Origin of the sequence: Pontibacter saemangeumensis, assembly GCF_039541895.1 — a bacterium.
Classification (GTDB): Bacteria; Bacteroidota; Bacteroidia; order Cytophagales; family Hymenobacteraceae; genus Pontibacter; species Pontibacter saemangeumensis.
In genome coordinates, this window is record NZ_BAABHC010000029.1 from 638461 (window position 1) to 657561 (window position 19101).

Sequence of the window (19101 nt, forward strand, 5' to 3'; positions counted from 1 at the left end):
ATATACCGTGCGTGCAGGGCGCTGCCTTCTCTACGCCCGATGCGGCGTGGGCTCGCTGCCGGCGGCACACTACGGCACGGGGTCGTAGCCGCTCCCGCCCCAAGGGTGGCACCGCCCGATGCGCTTCAGCGCCAGCCACCCGCCTTTGAAGGGGCCGTACCGGTTCACGGCCTGCACCGCGTAAGCAGAGCAGGTGGGCGTGTAGCGGCAGGACGCCGGGGTGAGCGGCGAGATCATCCGCTGGTACACCCAGATAAGCGCCAGCACAAATTTCTTCAGAATCCAGGTCATGGTTTGGTTTTTGCAACAGCCAGAATGCCTAACAGTTGTTAGGAGCCGTATTATTTTATTAAATTTGCACTACTTCAATCCATCTAAACAAATTTCCATGCTTAAAAGAATCCTTTCACTCTTACTTTTTGTCTCGCTGAGCGTGCCTTACGCCGCCAGGGCAGACGAGGGGATGTGGTTGCCGATGCTCATCAAGCGCCTCAACTACACCGACATGCAGAAGCAGGGCCTGCAACTGACCGCCGAAGAAATCTACTCTGTGAACAGCTCCAGCCTCAAGGACGCCATCGTGCAGTTCGGCGGATTCTGTACCGGCGAGTTTATATCCCCTGAAGGGCTGCTGCTGACCAACCACCACTGCGGGTACAGCTCCATCCAGTCGCACTCCACTACCGAGCACGATTACCTGACCGACGGCTTCTGGGCCACCTCCAAGGAAGAGGAACTGCCCAACGAGGGCCTGTTCGTGGACATCCTGGTTCGCATGGACGATGTGACCGGCAAGGTGCTGGAAGGCATCGACAACAACACCCCGGAAGAGCAGCGCGCCCAGCTGGTGTCGCAGCGCATGCAGGCGCTGGCAAAAGAGGCCAGCAACAACGGAGAGTACGTGACCTACGTGCGCGACTTCTTCAACGGCAACGAGTTTTACCTGTTCGTGTACAACCGCTACAACGACGTGCGCCTGGTGGGTGCGCCGCCATCCTCCATCGGTAAGTTCGGCGGCGATACCGACAACTGGATGTGGCCGCGCCACACCGGCGACTTCTCCATGTTCCGGGTATATATGGCTCCGGATGGCAAGCCGGCCCCCTACGCGAAGAGCAACGTGCCCTACAAGCCAAAGCACCACCTGCCCATCAATATCGGCGATAAGCAGCCGGGCGATTTCACGATGGTGTTCGGTTTCCCGGGCCGCACCAAGCGCTTTATGACCTCGCATGGCCTGAAACTGGAAGTGAACCAGCTCAACAAGTCGCGCATCAAGCTCCGCGAGAGCAAGCTCGGCCTCTGGAAGCAGGACATGGACAAGGACCCGGCCACACGCATCAAGTACGCGTCGAAGTATGCGTCCACCTCCAACTACTACAAGTACTCGATCGGCCAGAACGAAGGCATCAAGCGCATGCGCACCATCGAGGGCAAGATCGTGGACGAGGACAAGTTCCAGGCCTGGGCCAATGCCGACCCTACCCGCAAGGCCACGTACGGCAACCTGCTGAGCGAGATTGCCGATGCCTATAAGAACATCGAGCAGTATAACCTGGGGACGGTGTACCTGAACGAGGCGGTGCTGGGCACCGAGTCGCTGCTGATGGCCTACCGCATGGTGCCGCTTTACAATGCCCTGAAATCGGGGAACGAGGGGGCTGCCCGCGCAGCCGTGGAGGACTTGCAGCCGCGCGTGGACGCTTTCCTGAAAGACTATTACATGCCTGCCGACAAGAAGGTGTTCGCGGCGCTGATGAAGTACTACTCCGAGGACATCCCCAAAGAGCAGCAGCCTGACTATTTCAAGAACCTGGTGAAGAAATACAACGGCAACTTCGATAAGCTGGCCGACTACGTGTACGGCAACTCAGTGGTGGTGACGGAGCAGAAGCTGAACAGCTTCCTGAAAAACCCGACGCAGAAAGCGCTGGAGAACGACCCGGCTTTCCAGATCGTGAACGCCATCATCGAGAACTACCGGACGAACATCGCCCCGAAGCTGGCCGAAAGTAACGCAAAGCTGGACAAGGCCAACCGTTTATATGTAGCCGGCCTGCGCCAGATGAACCCGGACAAGGTATACTACCCGGATGCGAACTCCACCATCCGCCTGAGCTACGGTGCTGTGAAGGACTATAGCCCGCAGGACGGCGTGCTGTATAACTACTACACCACCCTGGATGGCGTGATGATGAAAGAGGACCCGAACAACGAGGAGTTTGTGGTGCCGGCTAAGCTGAAGCAACTCTACCAGGCCAAAGACTACGGCCGCTACGCCAACTCCAAGGGCGAGCTGGTAACTGACTTCATCACCAACAACGACATCACGGGCGGTAACTCCGGCTCGCCTGTCATCAACGGGCGCGGGGAACTGATCGGGTTGGCCTTCGACGGCAACTGGGAAGCCATGACCGGTGACCTGGTATATGACCCGGAGTACAAGCGCTGCATCAACATGGACTCGCGCTACCTGCTGTTCCTGATCGATAAATTCGCCAACGCCCAGAACCTGATCCAGGAAATGACGATTGTGGACAGCGAAAACCCGGGTGCCGGCGACGCAGCCGAGGCCACTGCAGAACTCCAGGTTCCGCAGGCCGAGCTGCTGGATGCCGCTGTGCAGGAGGCAAACCAAAGGCTCCGTGCCGGTAAAACGGAGTTCAAGATCGAAAAGAAGAAAGGCGACGCAAAAGTGAAGCTGCAAGTGAAAGATTAATTTTTCCTGCGGTTATATATAAAAAAGGCGCTGGGGCATCTCCCTCAGCGCCTTTTTTATATATGGCTACTACCATTCTATCAGCTGGTTCATGCGCATTATATGTAATCTGTCTGCAGATTCCCCTGCTTGGAGGGGCAGGGGTGGGTTCTGTAGAACAGCTTCAAGCTGTGTATCTGCTGGCCTGAAAGCCGTAATCATTTACTCGACATCATATCGAAGCCACCGATCCGCCGTCCACGCGCAGGTTGGTGCCTGTGATGAAGGAGGCCTGCTCCGATGCCAGGAACACGACTGCCGCGCCGACTTCCGCGATCGTGCCGGGCCGCTGCAGCACGATATCCGGGCGGTTCTGTTGCAGGAACTCCCGCTCCGCCGCCTCCTTCGTGATGCCCTTGCTCCTGGCCTGCGCCTCCATCATGCCCTCTACCAGGGGCGTGGCGATAAAAGCCGGCGACACGGTGTTCACCAGGATGTTATACTGCCCCACCGCCTTGGACACCGCTTTGCTCAGGTTGATGATCGCGGCTTTGGTCAGGTCGTACGGGATCATATCGGGGTAAGGCTGCAGGCCGTTCTCGGAGGAGATGTTGATGATGCGCCCCCAGCGCTTCTGCTTCATGGCCGGCAGCACCGCCTTCATCAGCCGCACCATCGATACCACGTTCAGGTCATACAATTGGCTGTAGATCTCCTCGTCAATTTCCTCAAACGCCCCCGTCTGCCCGATGCCGCCGGCGTTGTTTACCAGTATGTCGATATCGCCGGCATCCTGCTTTGCCCGCACAAGCAGCTGGGCTACATCCGACTGACTTGTCACATCAGTGGGGATGGGGATTACTTTGTTCCCTGTTTTAGCCGAAATTTCGTGTGCGGTGGTTTGCAATTCTTTTTCATTTCTGGCGCAGATCACTACAGTAGCGCCAGCCGCTGAAAGCGCCTCCGCAGCGCCTCTGCCAATTCCCTTGCTGCCGCCCGTCACCAGGGCTACTTTGTTCTTCAGGTTAATTTCCATCGTCATGTTATTTTTCAGCATTTCTGTTCCTTTCTTAAAAGGGAAGTCCGGCGAAAGGTTTTATATATGTTCATCCGGCGTTCCCCATGCCGCTGCAGCTTCGCTTTTCCTGCCGTCTCGTTACGCGCTGCGTTTCCTGCTTTTTGCACCCTATCCTGATGATCTTTAACATATAGCAACAACAGCACGTAACTGCCCCTACCACGCGTCTTCCTGAAAAACCCCAAAAAGTGCAGGTGAAAAGGCTACTCTTACTACTCGGTATTTCCGCCATGTGCTGGCTGCATCCAGTCCTCGCGGTGGCGCAGGCAGACACGCCAATGGGAGCGCGCGCCGCCGCCCTGGGCAATGCCTCCGTTACGCTGCCTGATGTGTGGGCAATGCACAACAATGCTGCCGGCATTGCCAGCCTGACGCAGCCGGAAGCCGGGGTATATATAGAGAACAGGTTTGGAATACAGGCCTTCACCACGGTGGCCCTGCAGGCAGTTTACCCGACAGGGAAATACGGCAGCTACGGCATCAGCCTGAGCCGGTTTGGCGATGCGCTCTATAGCCAGCAGTCGGTTGGGCTTGGCGCGGCACATAAGCTGGGGCAGTTCAGCCTGGGCGCAAAGGCAGAGGTGTGGCAGGTGGCCATCGCCGGGTACGGCAGCCGGAAAGCCGTGGCACTATCGGTGGGCGGGCAGGGCGAAATTATCCCGAAGCTACATTTCGGCGCCTACGCCTTTAACATCAACCAGGCGAGGCTGGCCGCTTTCGAAGACGAGCGCCTCGCCACGGTGATGAAAGCGGGGCTCTCCTACAGGCCTTACCAGCGGCTGTTGTTGGCGATGGAAACGGAGAAAAGCATAGACCATGACGCCACTTTCAAGGCAGGGGTAGAATACCTGGTGCTACAGGAGAAGCTGGCCCTGCGCACCGGTTTCAGCACCTTTACCGGCAGCGCCACGTTTGGGCTGGGGTTTCAGGCGAGGCAGTTGCAGGTTGGGTACGCCTTCGGCGCCACCACCCGGCTCGGCTCCAGCCACCACCTTTCTGTTTCCTACCGGTACGCGGCGCGCAGCCCGCTAGCTGTCAGACCGTAACCCTGTCGCGGGAGAGGCGCTTGATCAACGGTTCTATGGTCAGGCCCTGCACCACCAGCGAGAGCAGCACCACGCCATACGTGATGGCCACGATCATGTCGCGGTGCATCTCGGGCGTGAGCGAGAGGGCCAGCGCAATAGAGATGCCGCCCCGGAGGCCGCCCCACGTCATGATGGGCAGGGTGCCGGGGGTGAACGTGCGGTGCAGCTGCAAGGTGTACGAGGGTATCGCCAGGGATATATAACGCACCACCAGCACGATCACCGTGGTGACCAGGCCCACTAGCGCGTACTCCCACCGCAACGGAATCAGCATCAGCTCAAGTCCTATCAACACAAACAAAACGGCATTGAAGACTTCATCCACCATCTCCCAGAACTTGGTCAGGTAATCAGCGGTTTGCTGGCTCATGGCGTGTTTGGTTCCCTGGTTCCCGATCAGCAAACCCGCCGCCACCATCGCCAACGGGCCTGAAAAGTGAAAAAGCTGCGCGATGCTGTAGCCACCCGTCACCACGGCCAGGGAGATCAGCACCTCCGTCTGGTAATGGTCAATGCGCCGCATAAAGAAGAAGGCGATATACCCGATAAGCAGCCCGAGGCCGATGCCGCCGCCAACCTCCAGCACGAAAAGCTCCGCGATAAAAGAGCCTTCGATGTTCGCCATGCCCCGCTGCGCGATCTGGAAAAGGGATATAAAAACTACCACGCCCACGCCGTCGTTAAACAAAGACTCGCCCGTGATACTCACCTCCAGCGACTTCGGGATGTCCGCCTTTTTGAGAATGCCCAGCACGGCAATGGGGTCGGTGGGTGAGATGAGCGCACCGAACAGCAGGCAGTATATATAATCGATCGGCTGCCCCAGCGCCTGCAGCAGGAAATAAAAGGCAGTTCCGGTCACGGCCGTGGAGATGGCCACGCCCACTGTGGCAAACACCATAATCGACCACTTCGACTTGGCCAGTCTCTCCAGGTCCGTGTGCAGCGCACCCGCGAAAAGCAGGAAACTCAGCATAAACTCCAGCAGCACCTCCGAGAAATCGATTTCCCGGAGTCGGGCCTCCACCAACACCTCGAACGCAGGCGAAACCGCCCCCGCCACCTGCACCAGCACCGACACCAGCAGGCCTGCCAGCAGCAGCGCGATAGCGGTCGGCAGCCGGATATACTGCTGGTTTATATAGGCGAAGATGGCCGAGATAACGAGGATGACCGAGAAGATATGAAAGAACTCCATGTAACTATTTTTAGCTAAAGTATAGTAAGGTGATAGTTGGCTGTTTATTGTGGATTGCTGGTTGTGGATGGTATATAGCGAAGAGCCTGCGCTGCTGTCTTCCTCTAAGAACCAGTTCACTATCAAGCACTAAAACTCGTCAATCAACAATTTAACTACCAACAACCAAAACCCATTGCCTATGGTACGAAGGTTACTGCTATGCTGGTTGGTTTTTTGTTGCGTGCCGCCCCTGCACAGCCAGGACTACCTACGCCAGCCCATCGACCTGGACCTGCTGGTGCAGGAGCTTTTCGCGGAGCAGGACGACGTGAACGTACCGTACGAGGACTTTTACGAAACGCTTTTCCAGTACTACCAGCGCCCCCTCGACCTGAACCGCGCCACGCCCGAGGAACTTGCCTCTTTATATATCCTCTCGCGCCCGCAGATCGCCTCCTTCTTCGGTTATATAGCCGACAACGGCGCGCTGCTGAGCATATATGAGTTGCAGGCTATACCAGACTTCGACCTGCTTACCATCAACAGGCTGCTGCCGTTTGTGCAGGTGCCCGACGCGGGGCTGCAGGCCGACCAGCGCCCGCTGTGGCAGCGCGTGATCGGGGAAGACAACAACGCTTTGATCCTGCGCTACGAGCGCACGCTGCAGCAGCGCCGCGGCTATATGCCCCTGGACACCGGCAGCCGCGCCACCACCCGCTACCTCGGCTCACCCGAAAAACTGTACCTGCGCTACCGCGTCAGCCATGCCCGCGACTACAGCTTCGGGGTTACCGCCGAGAAAGACGCCGGCGAGCAATTTACCTGGGCCCCGGGCACCAGGCGCTACGGCTTCGATTATTACACGGCGCACCTGCAGCTTTACAATAAGGGCCGGTTTAAGACCATCGCGCTCGGGGATTACCAGTTGCAGATCGGGCAGGGACTGCTGCTCTCCTCGGGCTACAGCGTGGGCAAGGGCAGCGAAACGATTGCCACGGTGAGCCGCGCCAGCGTGGGCATCCGGCCTTATAGCTCAGTGCTGGAATATGCTTTTCTAAGGGGCGCGGCCGTGACCTATAACCTGGGCAAAATAGACATAACTGGCTTTTACTCGAACAAACGCGTGGACGCCAACCTGCAGGCGCAGCAGGACACGCTCAGCGGGTTTGACGATTTTTTCTCCGGCATCCAGACCACCGGCTTTCACCGCACCCCCACCGAGCTGGCCAACAAGCACCGGGTGCGGGAGCAGGTATATGGCACCACCGCCAGCTACCAATCCCGCGACAAGACGCTGAACCTGGGTCTCACCGCCCTCGGCACCCACTACAGTTCGCCCATTCAAAAGGCCGGGGCGCCGTACCAGCGCTTCGAGTTCGGGGGCACGGGCAATTACAACCTCGGTAGCCACTACAGCTATACCTGGCAGAACGTGTACCTTTTCGGGGAGACGGCCATGAGCAAAAGCGGCGGCATCGGCACGGTGAACGGGCTGGTCGCAAACCTCTCGAACCATATAGAGCTTGCCCTGCTGTACCGCTCCTACGCCCGCAACTTCCACAGCTTCTACGGCAGCGCCTTCAGCGAGGGCACCCGCAGCATCAACGAGAAGGGACTTTATACCGGTATCAAGATCAGGCCATTGGCGAAATGGGAGGTGACGGCCTATTACGACCGCTTCCGGTTCCCGTGGCTGCGCTACCTCGTGGACGCACCCTCTTATGGGCACGAGTACCTCGTGCGGCTGTACTTCAAACCTAACCGCGAGACCGGGCTATATGCCCAGATGCGCTACGAAAGCAAGGGCCGCAATGTGGCCGCGAACGTGACCCCGATGGATTATGTGGCGCAGACGGATCGCAGGAATTACCTCCTGTATTTCGAGACGGCCGCGACCAAAACCATTACCCTGAAATCGCGGGTGCAGTTCAGCACCTACAGCCACGAGTCGCCGCAGGCCACAGGCTATCTGATCGCGCAGGACGTGAACTTCAACTTTGACAGGATCAGGCTCAGCACGCGCTACGCCCTCTTCGACACCGACAGCTACGACACCCGCCAGTATGTGTACGAGCGCGACGTGCTGTATGCGTTCTCCATCCCGGCGTTCAGCGGCAGGGGCACCCGCCTCTACGCCCTGCTGCAGTTCCGGCCGCACCGCCAGCTGGATATATGGCTGAAGTACGGCCTGACGCACTACCGCAACCAGGACAGCATCGGCTCCGGCCTCGACACGATTGACGGCGCCACCCGATCGGATGTGAAGGCGCAGGTGCGGTATAAGTTTTAGTGTTTCGTTGTTCGTGTGTAGTGATTCGGGTGTTTTTGTATTGCGTAGCCATGCCTCCGCACCAGGCAGCGATTAGCCAGAGCGGAGGCCAGTGATATTTGCTTTTGAAAAAGCCGCTGACGCAGGCGGACTGCTATATAAAGTCAACAAGACTTCCGAAACACGATACCCGAAACGCGCAACACGATCATTGTAGCGCTTTGCAGCTGGCTTTTACCTGTGCACCGATCACTTGCCCGTCAGGGCCAAAGTCGAGGTGGCAGCACTCGAAGAACAGCTGTTTGAGCATGTCGCGGCCGCGTTGGATGCGGGACTTGGCGCCCGAATAGGAGATGTTCAGGCGCTCTGCAATTTCTTTCTGGCTCACGCCTTCCAGTTCGCTCAGGCGCAGCGCCTCGGCGTAGAGCGGCGGCAGCAGGTTAATGAGCGGCTCCACCAGGGCCTCCACTTCGTGCCGGGCCTGCTCGGGAAACTCCTCCGCAGGCAGTTCGGTGCCGTCCTCCAGGCGTTGGTGGCGGCTGTTCTCCCGGAAGAAGTCATACACCGTGTTGCGGGTGACCTGGTAGAGCCAGGCTTTCAGGTTGTGCACCTGCTGTAGTTGCTCGCAGTTTTTGTGAAGCTTGAGGTACAGTTGCTGCAGCAGATCATCCGCCTCGTCCCTGTCCTGCACCCGTTTCTGCACGAAGCTTTTCAGCTGCGCCTCGTAGGCCAGGAAAACGGGTGCCACTGCCGCGCAGGGGTCGGAGGCGGGTTTATTTTGACCGGGGTTGCCACAGCAGTTTTCCATATATCAGATACCGATTTTGTTGCTTCTTCTCTCCATCAGAACGGTGTCGCGCCACTGCCCGTGCAGCTGCCCGATCCGCTCGCGCACGCCCACCAGCCGGAAGCCGCAAGCCTCGTGCAGCCGGATGCTGGCGTGGTTTTCCCGGAAGATCCCGGCCTGCAGCGTCCATATACCCTCCTGCTCCGATGCCTCCACCAGCGTGCGCAGCAGCAGTTTGCCAAAGCCACGCCCTTTGAAGTCCGGGTGCACATACACACTGTCTTCGGCCACGCCGCGGTACACGCACCTGCCCGAGACCGGCGTCAGCGCCGCCCAGCCCGCCACCCGGCCCTCCACCAGCAGCACCAGGCGGCAGCTTTGCATATGGCTATGGTCCCACTCCTCCCAAGCGGGTGCCTCCCTCTCGAAGGTGGCGTTGTTGGTGGCGATGCCCAGGTTATATATCTCCCGCACCTGCGCATAGTGCGCAGGCAGCATCGGGACGATCCGGGTAGCTTGTGCTGTGAGGCTTTCCATATATAAAGAAACGAATTTTAACGAAAACAGCCTTCGCAGCCCCACCGGAAATTTTAGCAGGGCTGCGAAGGCTGATGATCTTTAAAGTGCCGGTTGGGCTACTGCCGCTTCAGGCTGGGTGACACGTGCGTTGGCGCCTTCACCATATATAGTTGCCTCGCCGAAGGTGTAAAATGCTTCCCAGTCTACGCCCTGCGGGTCTGTTATCCACGACTTCTCGGATTTGGCATAGCAGCAGGTGCACTTGCCCTCCTCCCGGATCGCGCCTTTTGCTCTTTTCAGGTTGCCATATACCTCCGCCAGTTCTTCCTCGCTCTCTGCCTGGATGCCCAGGTGCTCGATGCCGGCGTTCTCGGGGTGCAGCGAGATGGCGAAATTAATGCGCGGGTCCTCCAGCATCCATTTGGCGTAGTCTTCTTTCAGCACGGTGGGCGCAGTGTTGAACAGTGCGGTGTAAAACGCGGCGGACTCTCCCAGGTTTTTCACCCGCACGTTCACATGGAATCTTTTCATGGCGATCATCTTTTAGGTGTTTAAATTTGATGTACACCCTGATGACGGAGCCATGCAGAAAAAGACGCAGGAATAATCAGTTTTTCGTTACTCTATTTTCAAAATTATTTAGTTGGTAGATGAGCTGGTTCAGGTGCCGCATTCTCCGGCCAATGCCCTGCCCACCACTGATGGTGCCTCACCTAAGACGTTTGGAAAAAGGAACCCGAAACACCCCACACGAAACACGCACCAGGCAACACCTACTCGATGATCTTTATCTTCCGCGCCTCGCCCTCCATATAAAACATCATCAGCTGCACGCGCTTCTCAAACCCGGAGGAGTCGAGGTCGGCCTGCACGAGGCGGTAATACCCGAGGATGGAGCTGTTGGTGAAGTCTTCCTCCGAAGCAGGCAACAGCACTTTATAGGCCCATTTGCTTTGCTCCACCAGCACTTCCCTCCGCTGGTACTCGCCCAGCAAGTCAATGTCGGCGAGCAGATTGGCCACTTTGCGGGCCTCATCGGCCGTTACGGTTTCCCCGTCAAAGTATATAGCGTGGCCCGCAGACCCGAATTTCAGCTTGTTTTCCTCTTCGGCGGGCAGGAAAGCCGTAATGCTGACAGCCACCAGCACAGCCGCCACCATACTCACCAGGCCCACGCCCACAGCCCGCCACCGTGTCATGAAGCGGCCGTGCAACTGTCGGTGCTCGGCCAGGTACGCGCCCTGTAACCGTTTGGCCATATAGTAAAAAAGGCCCGTGAACGCCAGGTTGTAAACCATGTTCGGCACCGCCTCCCCTATTGCCTCTGGCAGCAGAAAGAAAACCAGCAGCAGGAGAACAGTGCCTGTCAGGCCCCATTTGATGGTGCGCTGCCCGGCCTCCTCATCGCCCAGCAGCATATAGTTCAGGCTCAGGAGATAAGAGCCGCCCAAAGGGCCTCCTAAGAAAGTGGCAATGGCTATCGCCTGCTCCGTGTACAGCTTCTGGTGCGGCCGCTCCGGCAATGGCTCCGCTGGGGGCCCGGGGGTGAACAAGGTTTCCATTGAACGGGCTTATGGGATGTTTTTCACAAACACGACCTGCTGTGCATCGGACTTGATCACGTTGTTGAGAAACTCGACCAGCTTTGTATAGGACTCGGGGCTGTAGCGGCCTTTCCCCATTTGCAGGCTGCGCCTGTAAATCACGCGCTGGCCGTCTACTTTCACCGTGGCGTTGTACTCGCCGAACGCTGAGGTGTGGGTAATATCCTGCGGGAGGAACTCCACGGCGTAGCCCGCCGGCAAGTCAAACTCCACCGTGTCCACATCCAGGAACGCCATATCCCGCACCACCTCCGTCAAGCGTTTGTCCCTCTGGTTGGGCACGGACGTCCACTTGTTCATCAGGTTGGGGTTTATGAACATGCGCTTGCCGCTGATGGTGGCGCACTGGCGCAGGCTCAGCTCCAGTTGTTCCTTCACCACGGGCACGCGGCTTTTCTGCTGCTCAAAAGCGTATTTGCTGATCTCAAACGACGGCACCTGCACCTGCTTGTACAGCCACTTGCGCTGCTCCTCGGGCTGCAGGTGGTGTATGACCCCGCTTCGCGACTCCTGCTGCAGGCCCTTGTAATGGGTGGTGATGCTGGCCGTGCCGCTGCCTTTCTCATCCAGCCGCACCCTGATGTGGCGTAGCTGCGAGTTATCGGCGGCCGTGTAATCCGTTGTTCTCACCAGCTTGCCGCCCTCCGGCGTTATCAGCAGCGCATGGCGGCCACCGGTGTTACTGCCGGAGTAGCCTGCTGCCTCTGTCTGGCTGGTGCACTCCAGCCACAGCGTATCGTTTGGCATGGGCACGGCCAGCACCACGTGGTTAAACTGGCTGCTGGGGAAATCTGTCCTGATATCCGTTACATCGTCCCCGGCCCGGATCAGGGCATGGTGAGAGGTGACGCCCACCGTTTTCAGCATGGCCTGCGTGTAGTTGGTGAGGGCTTTGCAGTCGCCGTAGCCTTTGCTGTCCACGAAGCTGGCCTCGAAGGGCTGCCACCCGCCGATGCCCAGCTGGATGGACACGTAGCGCGTTTTCCCCTGCAGGTAATCATATATGATCCGCACTTTCTCCTCCTGCGTTTTGGCATTGGCGGTCAGTGCGATTAGCTTTTGCTTTGTCGCATCCGGCAGCACGTCGCGGCCCTGGTTCAGCTGGTTTATCCACATGCCATAGCTTTTCCAGCTTTCCATGTTGCCTTTGTAGCCTTCCACCTCAAAATCGGTGGGGGCTGTGCGCACCACCGGCACCAGTTCCTCCAGCCCCGGGCCGTAGGGCTCCGTTTCCACAGGTTTCAGGTGCTGCACCTGCCAGGTGTAGGTTTCGTGTGTGGCGGTGGCTGCTTTATTTACAGGCTGCGGCATGTTGCTTTCGTGGTAGCGCAGCTTCGTGCCCAGCGGCACCCGCACCACGTACGAGGCTTTCTCCACCGACAGGCGCTCCTCGTCCTGCGGAATGAACCGGGGGTACCCCAGCAGGTTGTTGTTGGAGACTTCGTAAGCGAACTCCACCGTATAGGGGTAAACGGTGTGGACCAGGTTGGCAATCTTCACGCGGTTGTCCGTAAACAGGGAGCCACCGTCCACGGCGCTCATGTCCACAACGTCTTTGCTCTTCAGCGCCTTGATCTTTTTCCCGAAACGGTCATACGAGGTGCCCTCCAGCCGCTCGACCTTGGTGAGTTTATCGTAGCCCACATAGAGCTTCGCCCGGTGGTTGCCATGCTCGTTCAGGATGGTGAGGGTCACATTGTAGGTCGTGGTGCCGCTGTTGATGGAGTTCACCGTGAACACAGTTTCCTCAGAGCGGATAATGATGTTCGCGTCCTTTGCCAGCTCCTCCAGCGCATCCTGCCCTGTGGCCCCGGCCTGCGGCAGTAGCAGCAGAGAGCCGGCCAGCATCCACAGCAATGTGTAAATCTTGTACATAGTAAGGTGTCTTAAGTTTGGATCAAAAATTTGGATGCTTTTATTCCGATAAAAGCGCAGCGAGCGCCCCTCACCGCAACAGGGTATATGGGAGGCGCTTGCTGCGCTGCCACTCCGGTTTATATAGAGGTATGTGCAGCAGCTTAATTGGCTACAGTCTTTTTCAGCACGATCTGCTCGGCATGCTTGGCGATGATCTGGTTGTACAGTTCCTTCAGGTGGCTGTACTCAGGTGCATAAAAGATGGGCTTGTTAATGCTCACTTTGCTCATAACCTGCACCACGTTGTCCTGCTGCTGCACCACGTACATAAAGCGGCCACCCTTCTCCGGGAGGTTCACGGCTATCCCCTTCGGCACTTCGTCCAGTTCATATCCCTCCGGAATGGTGAAGCGGCATATATAGGTTTCGTCTATCGGCGCTCCAAAATCCACAGGGTACAGGCGCTCCTCCAGTTTAAAGGGGTTTTCTTTCTCTCCCTGGCCCAGCATCGGGTTCAGGTAGATGATGCTGTTCGCCTGCGCGCTGCCCGAGGCGCTGATCGCATAGGTAATGTCCAGGGCATTGTTTATCTCGCGCAGGTTCTTGATCTCGGGCTTGCCCATCTTAAAGTCGCCCACCTCTTTTGCAATGCGCTCAGCGTATTTGCTCTCCCCCTCTTCCAGTATGGTTTTGCGCAGGTACAGCGCGTTGTAGCCCGCCGCAGACTCGCGGCCGGTCCCAGACATCTCGCCATGGCTGTTGATGGTGATCTCGGCACTGAAAAGCTTCGAGCGGGGAGAGATGGCATTCAGCGCCAGCCAGCCATGGTCTTTTTTCCGGATGAGGCGGCCATGCCCGTTGAGGCAGCGGAACGGCAGCATGCCCGCAGGCAACAGCGGCTCCGTGGCATCCAGCAGGTACTCCTTGCCCCCCACCTTCACATGCGCGATCACATAGTTAAACTTGCTGATCATCGGGGAAGCCGTGGTAAGCACGCGGCCATGGTTGCGGGTGCTCACCGCCACCGGGCTGGCGTCCAGCCCGGCCTCCAGCAGCATCGAGGTCAGCAGCAGGTTGATTTCGGCGGCGCTGCCCTGGCGCAGCTCGTAGGCCTTCCGGATAGGGTTGTCAGTGTACAGCCCAGTCTTATCGTTCCAGGTCATCCTGTTTTTGACGAGGTCATAGAGGGCAAGCATCTGCTGTTCCGGGTCTTTGTGCTTCGCCTGCACGGCGGCAATGTCCTCTTTAAAGAAGTTGTTGCGGTTCAGTTGTGTCCCGAAAGACTCCGAAGACAGCAAATCTTCTACCACCTTGTCCCAGTTTCCTGTCATGATGCGCGTCGGCTCTCCCGGGAAATTCACCTGCTGCAGCTCAAAGCCGATCTTGGACTGGTAATCAGTGACGGAGGTAATATAATTCTCCTCTTTCAGGGCTGGCAGGTCCTTCATGATAAAGACATAGGCGTTGTTCACCATGTTGGCAGCGCCGCCCTCTTTCTGGTTGTCGTTCTTGTACAGTGGGTGATATCCCTGCATCAGGAACTTGTAGTCGAAGTACTCGGGGATGCGCAGGCGGTACTCGCTCCAAACCGTCGGAACGGATTTCTGGAACTCCCAATCGTCGAGGCTGTAGATCCGCTCGGAGGACGTGGTGAAGGCTACATCAATCACAGAGCCCTCCTTGATGTTGGGCATCGTAAACTTTTTGAGGTACCAGTACTCGTTTCGTTTCTCATCGAACACTGTCTTGGCATCCAGTTTCTCCTTCTGTATCTCCCCGTTCTCCAGGTTGTAGGTGAACCCTTTGATGGAAAGCACCTTGTCCCGTGTGGTGCCATAGGAGTAATAGGGCACTTCGATGTTGGCTATATCGTAGCCCGACTTTTTCAGGATTTTGATGCGCATATGGCGCTCCGTTACCACCCGAAGCTCGCCCGACAGTTCGAACCGGGTAAAGCCGTAGTCCGATAATATGACTGCGGCAGCGCTGGTGTCCTTGTCGTAGGTGCGCATCTTAAGTTCGGCCTCCTCTATTTTCCCGAATTTGGCTGCCTGTGCCTGCGCCTGCGTCGCGATGCCGCCCAACAGGAGGAATAGGATAATTGATTTTGTAAAAGTTCTTGCTTTCATAGACAAGGGGCTAAAAGTTAATTGTATTAAGTATAGATGGTTCGTATCGGTAGTATATGGGCAGGAGGTGCCGTACTTGCTTTACCAGGCAGGTAGCCAACTGTCTCCTATTGATTGTATAAAGAAAAGTAAATTATTATATATAGTCCAAACAAAATTGAACAATATTGTTTAAAATTTTCCCCTACCAGTTATTTTTCAGCTTTCACACATGTTTCCCTTGTTCTTATATACTTTTAGAATAGATTTTTGGGGCGGCAGGGTTCGGTTACGGCTGCTGTTACAAACCATAACTTTAAAGGCTTGGCAGCCAATCTTGCTACACGCGCCATCAATGAAGCGTAATCAGGGGCATCAGGAACCGTTGGAATGCAGCACAAGCGCGATTAGTATTCAGCCAAGGACGCGCATTCACTGACGTCAGGAAGTGGGTAAGGACACGGACGTAACTGCTGTTTGACTTTTATCGACACGCTGTCGGCGGGCAAAGACGTTCTTCATGCTGCGATCACTGCGCTGTAACCTAAGAAACAAACGGCCGCCTATGGCTCAGCCCGCCGCTTAATTTGTATCTATTGTACCCTCTAGAGCAGCGCGCCTGGGAAAATGAAAAAAAGGCAGCACTCCAGGCTGGGGTGCTGCCTTTATATATAAAATGGGTTCATCCGTACAAAACTGCCTTTTTCATAACGTGCGGGTAAAGCAAAGGGCGAAGAATATGAAACCCCTCGCCCTTTGCTTTACCCTGTGTTATAACCTGAGCTATAAATAGGATGTGTAGTTTTTACGGTCCTGCCAGAACTCGCGGCAGGCTTCCCGTTGCTCTTCAATAAACTTGTGGTTGCGCTTTAGCTCCTTCCAGCTGCCATACCCCAGGCGCTCACACAGCCTGAAGAAATTGTCGCCCTGGTTTTTCTGTCCTTTAACGCGAACGAGAGCGCTTAACAGGGGCCTTCCGGCGGCATGCTCTTTCTCCGATATCTCATCAATCACCTCTGTCAGCATCGATTTCTCATAGGAGTTTTCCAGGTTAAGGCCTAGTTCAGCCTCATAGATAAGGTTTTGGAAGGTCATCAGGTGCGCCCGACCACGAGCGACTTGAATTAGTTTTTTTCGTACCCGTATGTTCATAATGCAAATTATGGTTTCGGCAGAACAAGGGAAGATACACGCAGCACGGCACGCAGCATTCCCCCTCTGCTGTACAATTAAAGTGATATATATTGTTTTGAACGTATTTTCGGGCACTAAAGTTACATAAAAGGTGCAATTTTTATCTTTTTTTAGTACAACTACGTAAGATGCTGCTCCAGAAGCTCCTAAAGTATGTTTTGGCGCTTTCCCAAGGGAGGCAAACAGGTGGCCTGCTGGCTCTTGCAGTCTCGAGCAGACGCGCAGCATCTCCTTCCATATGCGTTACAGGAAAGTTTGCCAGGCCGACGCGGAAAAATTTTCTAACGCAGGTTTCGGGGCTGCTTCTCGGAGAGGTATTTCCAATAGCGCTTTGGCACGTGGCGCAGGTGGAGCTTAGGGTTCTTTCGCTCGGGTATGTTCACATGATCAAAATACACCTGCCACAGCTGCCTGTACTTATCCTCCTCGGCATCCAGGGCTGCATGGGGTAAAGTCGCCTGCCGCTGCTGGGGCGCCAGTTCCAGGTTTACCATCGCGGTATTATGCAAATCGTAGTAGGCGCCGTAGCGGCGGCGGGTATCATATATGGCCCAGCGCTGATCGGCATATCGCTTCTCAAAGTGCCTCACAATCAGCGGCAGTACATTAAAATCCGGGGAGACGGTGGCATAAAACAGATCGTCCGCAGTCTTTTGAAAACGCACGAAGGCCTCCATCCTGTGTTTCTCACGGTGCACCTGCTTTGCCGCCTGCTGCACCTGCAGCACACAGGGGGCGGCGTAGTTTCCCTCTATGTTCTCTTTCGTGCCGAAGGCCAGGCGGATATAGTCAAAAATAAGCTGCTCAAAGCCGGGCTGCTCCCACAGGTAGGTGTGGTATAATTCCTTCAGCGCCCCCACCGACAGCCTTTTCTGCAGCCCCTGCCACACACGCTGCGCCTTTTCCTCGTCAGCTGGCACTGCCACGGTTTCACCGAACATGCTCGGCTGCGCCAGGTGCTCCTGTTCGATGGCGGTGGGCCAGGCTTTCCGTTCGTAGGCCTCAAAAACCACCGTCAGCAAGCCCTCGAAGGAACCGTCGTAGGTATAGAGGTGCATGGCAGCAGCGCGGGTATTACTTGCCGCTCGTGTAACCACTGCGCTTTTTGTCCTGCGTTTCAGGCTGCATCCTGGCATTGAGGCGCTGCAGCTGGGGCACCAGCATGTTCAGTTTGCAGCAAAGCGATACACTGGCAACTTTCTGGTTATTTCTCATAACAGTGTTTTTTTTAGATGTGACGGATTTAGCTCTATAATTTGATATAACTGTTTTCCTTTTTGCTGTGGCCATGGCTCCCTCAAGACATAAGATGTTAGACATATGGCGGTAACCCCTGCCGCCCTTCCCTGCTCCCTATATATAGAAAAGCCCGCCGTTTTAGCCGACCTGCCGGAACAGGTCCAGTTGCTGGGTGAGCAGGGCGCTTCGCACAGAACCGTCACCGAAAAGGATCTTCCGCCGGATCTGGTGCGAGTCGAACTCCTGCTTCTGCAGGCTCCTGGTCTGGCAGGTGATAAAGTATTTGGCCCGCTTCAGCACCACCCCCATCTGGCGCAGGTGCTCAAAGCTGAGCTGTGTAAACCGCCGCGCCGACACGATCTTCTTCGCTGACTTCACCCCGATGCCCGGCACCCGCAGGATCAGCTCGTAATCAGCCGTGTTCACCTCCACGGGAAAAGCGAAGCGGTTGCGCAGCGCCCACGCCAGCTTCGGGTCTATGTCCAGCTCCAGGTTGGGGTGCTGCTCGTCCACGATCTCCTTCGCATCAAAGCCATAGAAGCGCATCAGCCAATCGGCCTGGTAGATGCGGTTCTCGCGGATGATAGGCGGCTCCGTGATGATGGGCAGGCGGTTGTCGCTGCTCACCGGCACATAGCCGGAGTAATACACGCGCTTCAGACTGAAGTTTTTATACAGCTGATCGGACAGCTGCAGGATCTGGTGGTCGTTCTCGGCAGAGGCGCCCACGATCAGCTGCGTGCTCTGGCCGGCGGGCGCGAAGGCCGGCGCCGACTTAAACAGCTTTTTCTCTTCCTTCGCCTGTACCAGTTGCTGGCTGATCGCTCCCATCGGCAACAGGATCTCAGCATAGTTTTTCTCCGGGGCCAGTTGCTGCAGGCTTGCATCCGAGGGCAACTCGATGTTCACGCTCAGCCGGTCGGCATATAGGCCCGCCTCCTTGATGAGTTCCTCGCTGGCGCCAGGGATCGTCTTCAGGTGGATATAACCGTTGAACCGGTGCTCCTGCCGCAGCTTCTTCGCCACCCGCACGAGGCGCTCCATGGTATAGTCGGCGTTCTTGAAAATGCCGGAGCTCAGGAACAGCCCTTCTATATAGTTGCGGCGGTAGAAGTTGATCGTCAGGTCCACCACCTCCTGCACGGTAAAGGCCGCCCGCTGCACGTCGTTGCTCTTGCGCGTCACGCAGTAGGCGCAGTCGTAGATGCAGAAGTTGGTGAGCAGCACCTTGAGCAGCGAAACGCAGCGGCCGTCTTCAGTATAGCTGTGGCAGATGCCCATGCCCTCGGCGTTGCCCAGGCCCTTGTTGTCGTTTTTGCGCTTCCCTCCGCTAGACGAACAGGAAACGTCGTATTTCGCAGCATCTGCTAATATCTTTAGTTTACCTGTTATTTTACTGTCCATATGCCTGGTGTTCATCCGTTCCAATAATTTAAAGGTAAGGCACGCCAGACAAAATACCCAATTTTATTAGCAAATT

General features: G+C 56.6%; 16 protein-coding genes. 3 read left to right on the plus strand and 13 right to left on the minus strand.

Annotated features, from left to right (window positions below; translation table 11 throughout):
* Positions 1-69 precede the first annotated feature (69 nt).
* Positions 70-291: a membrane protein insertion efficiency factor YidD gene (yidD, locus tag ABD920_RS20955; protein WP_345161938.1), complete on the minus strand. Its 222-nt coding sequence runs from the start codon at positions 289-291 to the stop codon at positions 70-72.
* 97 nt (positions 292-388) lie between these two features.
* On the opposite strand from yidD, the gene ABD920_RS20960 reads away from it, so the two are divergent.
* The gene (locus ABD920_RS20960) at positions 389-2719 is read left to right on the plus strand and encodes a S46 family peptidase (RefSeq protein ID WP_345161940.1); all 2331 of its coding nucleotides are present in this window, start codon (positions 389-391) and stop codon (positions 2717-2719) included.
* Positions 2720-2930: 211 nt separating this feature from the next.
* Here ABD920_RS20960 and ABD920_RS20965 read toward each other — a convergent pair whose 3' ends face one another.
* Entirely contained in the window at positions 2931-3755 is an 825-nt protein-coding gene (locus ABD920_RS20965; protein WP_345161942.1) for an SDR family NAD(P)-dependent oxidoreductase, read from the minus strand.
* 215 nt (positions 3756-3970) lie between these two features.
* Between ABD920_RS20965 and ABD920_RS20970 the strand changes: the two genes are divergently transcribed.
* Positions 3971-4822: a PorV/PorQ family protein gene (locus tag ABD920_RS20970; protein ID WP_345161944.1), complete on the plus strand. Its 852-nt coding sequence runs from the start codon at positions 3971-3973 to the stop codon at positions 4820-4822.
* Here the strand turns inward: ABD920_RS20970 and ABD920_RS20975 are convergent.
* Positions 4812-6062, minus strand: coding sequence for a cation:proton antiporter (locus ABD920_RS20975; protein WP_345161946.1), 1251 nt, complete (start codon positions 6060-6062; stop codon positions 4812-4814). The genes ABD920_RS20970 and ABD920_RS20975 overlap by 11 nt on opposite strands.
* Positions 6063-6243: 181 nt before the next feature.
* Here ABD920_RS20975 and ABD920_RS20980 point away from each other — a divergent pair, with 181 nt between their 5' ends.
* Positions 6244-8334 carry a ComEA family DNA-binding protein gene (locus tag ABD920_RS20980; protein ID WP_345161948.1) on the plus strand — a complete coding sequence of 697 codons (2091 nt, stop codon included), beginning with the start codon at positions 6244-6246 and terminating at the stop codon, positions 8332-8334.
* A gap of 187 nt (positions 8335-8521) precedes the next feature.
* Here ABD920_RS20980 and sigZ read toward each other — a convergent pair whose 3' ends face one another.
* From sigZ to ABD920_RS21030, 10 genes are all read right to left on the minus strand, one after another.
* A complete protein-coding gene (sigZ, locus tag ABD920_RS20985) occupies positions 8522-9121 on the minus strand; it encodes an RNA polymerase sigma factor SigZ (protein WP_345161950.1) in 600 nt (199 codons plus the stop codon).
* Positions 9122-9124: 3 nt separating this feature from the next.
* Entirely contained in the window at positions 9125-9637 is a 513-nt protein-coding gene (locus ABD920_RS20990; RefSeq protein ID WP_345161952.1) for a GNAT family N-acetyltransferase, read from the minus strand.
* A gap of 81 nt (positions 9638-9718) precedes the next feature.
* Complete coding sequence (locus tag ABD920_RS20995; protein ID WP_345161954.1) at positions 9719-10150, minus strand: ArsI/CadI family heavy metal resistance metalloenzyme; 432 nt, start codon at positions 10148-10150, stop codon at positions 9719-9721.
* A 242-nt stretch (positions 10151-10392) separates the two neighbouring features.
* A complete protein-coding gene (locus ABD920_RS21000; RefSeq protein WP_345161956.1) occupies positions 10393-11181 on the minus strand; it encodes a hypothetical protein in 789 nt (262 codons plus the stop codon).
* 9 nt (positions 11182-11190) lie between these two features.
* The gene (locus ABD920_RS21005) at positions 11191-13098 is read right to left on the minus strand and encodes a DUF3857 domain-containing protein (RefSeq protein ID WP_345161958.1); all 1908 of its coding nucleotides are present in this window, start codon (positions 13096-13098) and stop codon (positions 11191-11193) included.
* Positions 13099-13241: 143 nt separating this feature from the next.
* Positions 13242-15209, minus strand: coding sequence for a DUF3857 domain-containing protein (locus ABD920_RS21010; RefSeq protein WP_345161960.1), 1968 nt, complete (start codon positions 15207-15209; stop codon positions 13242-13244).
* 762 nt (positions 15210-15971) lie between these two features.
* Positions 15972-16283 carry a hypothetical protein gene (locus tag ABD920_RS21015; RefSeq protein WP_345161962.1) on the minus strand — a complete coding sequence of 104 codons (312 nt, stop codon included), beginning with the start codon at positions 16281-16283 and terminating at the stop codon, positions 15972-15974.
* 380 nt (positions 16284-16663) lie between these two features.
* On the minus strand, positions 16664-17440 hold the full coding sequence (locus tag ABD920_RS21020) for a TIGR03915 family putative DNA repair protein (protein WP_345161964.1): 777 nt from the start codon (positions 17438-17440) through the stop codon (positions 16664-16666).
* 16 nt (positions 17441-17456) lie between these two features.
* On the minus strand, positions 17457-17597 hold the full coding sequence (locus ABD920_RS21025) for a hypothetical protein (RefSeq protein ID WP_345161966.1): 141 nt from the start codon (positions 17595-17597) through the stop codon (positions 17457-17459).
* Between the two features lie 162 nt (positions 17598-17759).
* Entirely contained in the window at positions 17760-19025 is a 1266-nt protein-coding gene (locus tag ABD920_RS21030) for a putative DNA modification/repair radical SAM protein (protein WP_345161968.1), read from the minus strand.
* Between the last annotated feature and the right edge of the window lie 76 nt (positions 19026-19101).

Excerpts from the sequence above, each read along its gene's own strand:
- yidD (WP_345161938.1), bottom strand. The coding sequence starts at position 291 with ATGACCTGGATTCTGAAGAAATTTGTGCTGGCGCTTATCTGGGTGTAC.
- ABD920_RS20960 (WP_345161940.1), top strand. The coding sequence starts at position 389 with ATGCTTAAAAGAATCCTTTCACTCTTACTTTTTGTCTCGCTGAGCGTG.
- ABD920_RS20965 (WP_345161942.1), bottom strand. The coding sequence starts at position 3,755 with ATGCTGAAAAATAACATGACGATGGAAATTAACCTGAAGAACAAAGTA.
- ABD920_RS20975 (WP_345161946.1), bottom strand. The coding sequence starts at position 6,062 with ATGGAGTTCTTTCATATCTTCTCGGTCATCCTCGTTATCTCGGCCATC.
- ABD920_RS20980 (WP_345161948.1), top strand. The coding sequence starts at position 6,244 with ATGGTACGAAGGTTACTGCTATGCTGGTTGGTTTTTTGTTGCGTGCCG.
- sigZ (WP_345161950.1), bottom strand. The coding sequence starts at position 9,121 with ATGGAAAACTGCTGTGGCAACCCCGGTCAAAATAAACCCGCCTCCGAC.
- ABD920_RS20990 (WP_345161952.1), bottom strand. The coding sequence starts at position 9,637 with ATGGAAAGCCTCACAGCACAAGCTACCCGGATCGTCCCGATGCTGCCT.
- ABD920_RS20995 (WP_345161954.1), bottom strand. The coding sequence starts at position 10,150 with ATGAAAAGATTCCATGTGAACGTGCGGGTGAAAAACCTGGGAGAGTCC.
- ABD920_RS21000 (WP_345161956.1), bottom strand. The coding sequence starts at position 11,181 with ATGGAAACCTTGTTCACCCCCGGGCCCCCAGCGGAGCCATTGCCGGAG.
- ABD920_RS21005 (WP_345161958.1), bottom strand. The coding sequence starts at position 13,098 with ATGTACAAGATTTACACATTGCTGTGGATGCTGGCCGGCTCTCTGCTG.
- ABD920_RS21010 (WP_345161960.1), bottom strand. The coding sequence starts at position 15,209 with ATGAAAGCAAGAACTTTTACAAAATCAATTATCCTATTCCTCCTGTTG.
- ABD920_RS21015 (WP_345161962.1), bottom strand. The coding sequence starts at position 16,283 with ATGACCTTCCAAAACCTTATCTATGAGGCTGAACTAGGCCTTAACCTG.
- ABD920_RS21020 (WP_345161964.1), bottom strand. The coding sequence starts at position 17,440 with ATGCACCTCTATACCTACGACGGTTCCTTCGAGGGCTTGCTGACGGTG.
- ABD920_RS21025 (WP_345161966.1), bottom strand. The coding sequence starts at position 17,597 with ATGAGAAATAACCAGAAAGTTGCCAGTGTATCGCTTTGCTGCAAACTG.
- ABD920_RS21030 (WP_345161968.1), bottom strand. The coding sequence starts at position 19,025 with ATGGACAGTAAAATAACAGGTAAACTAAAGATATTAGCAGATGCTGCG.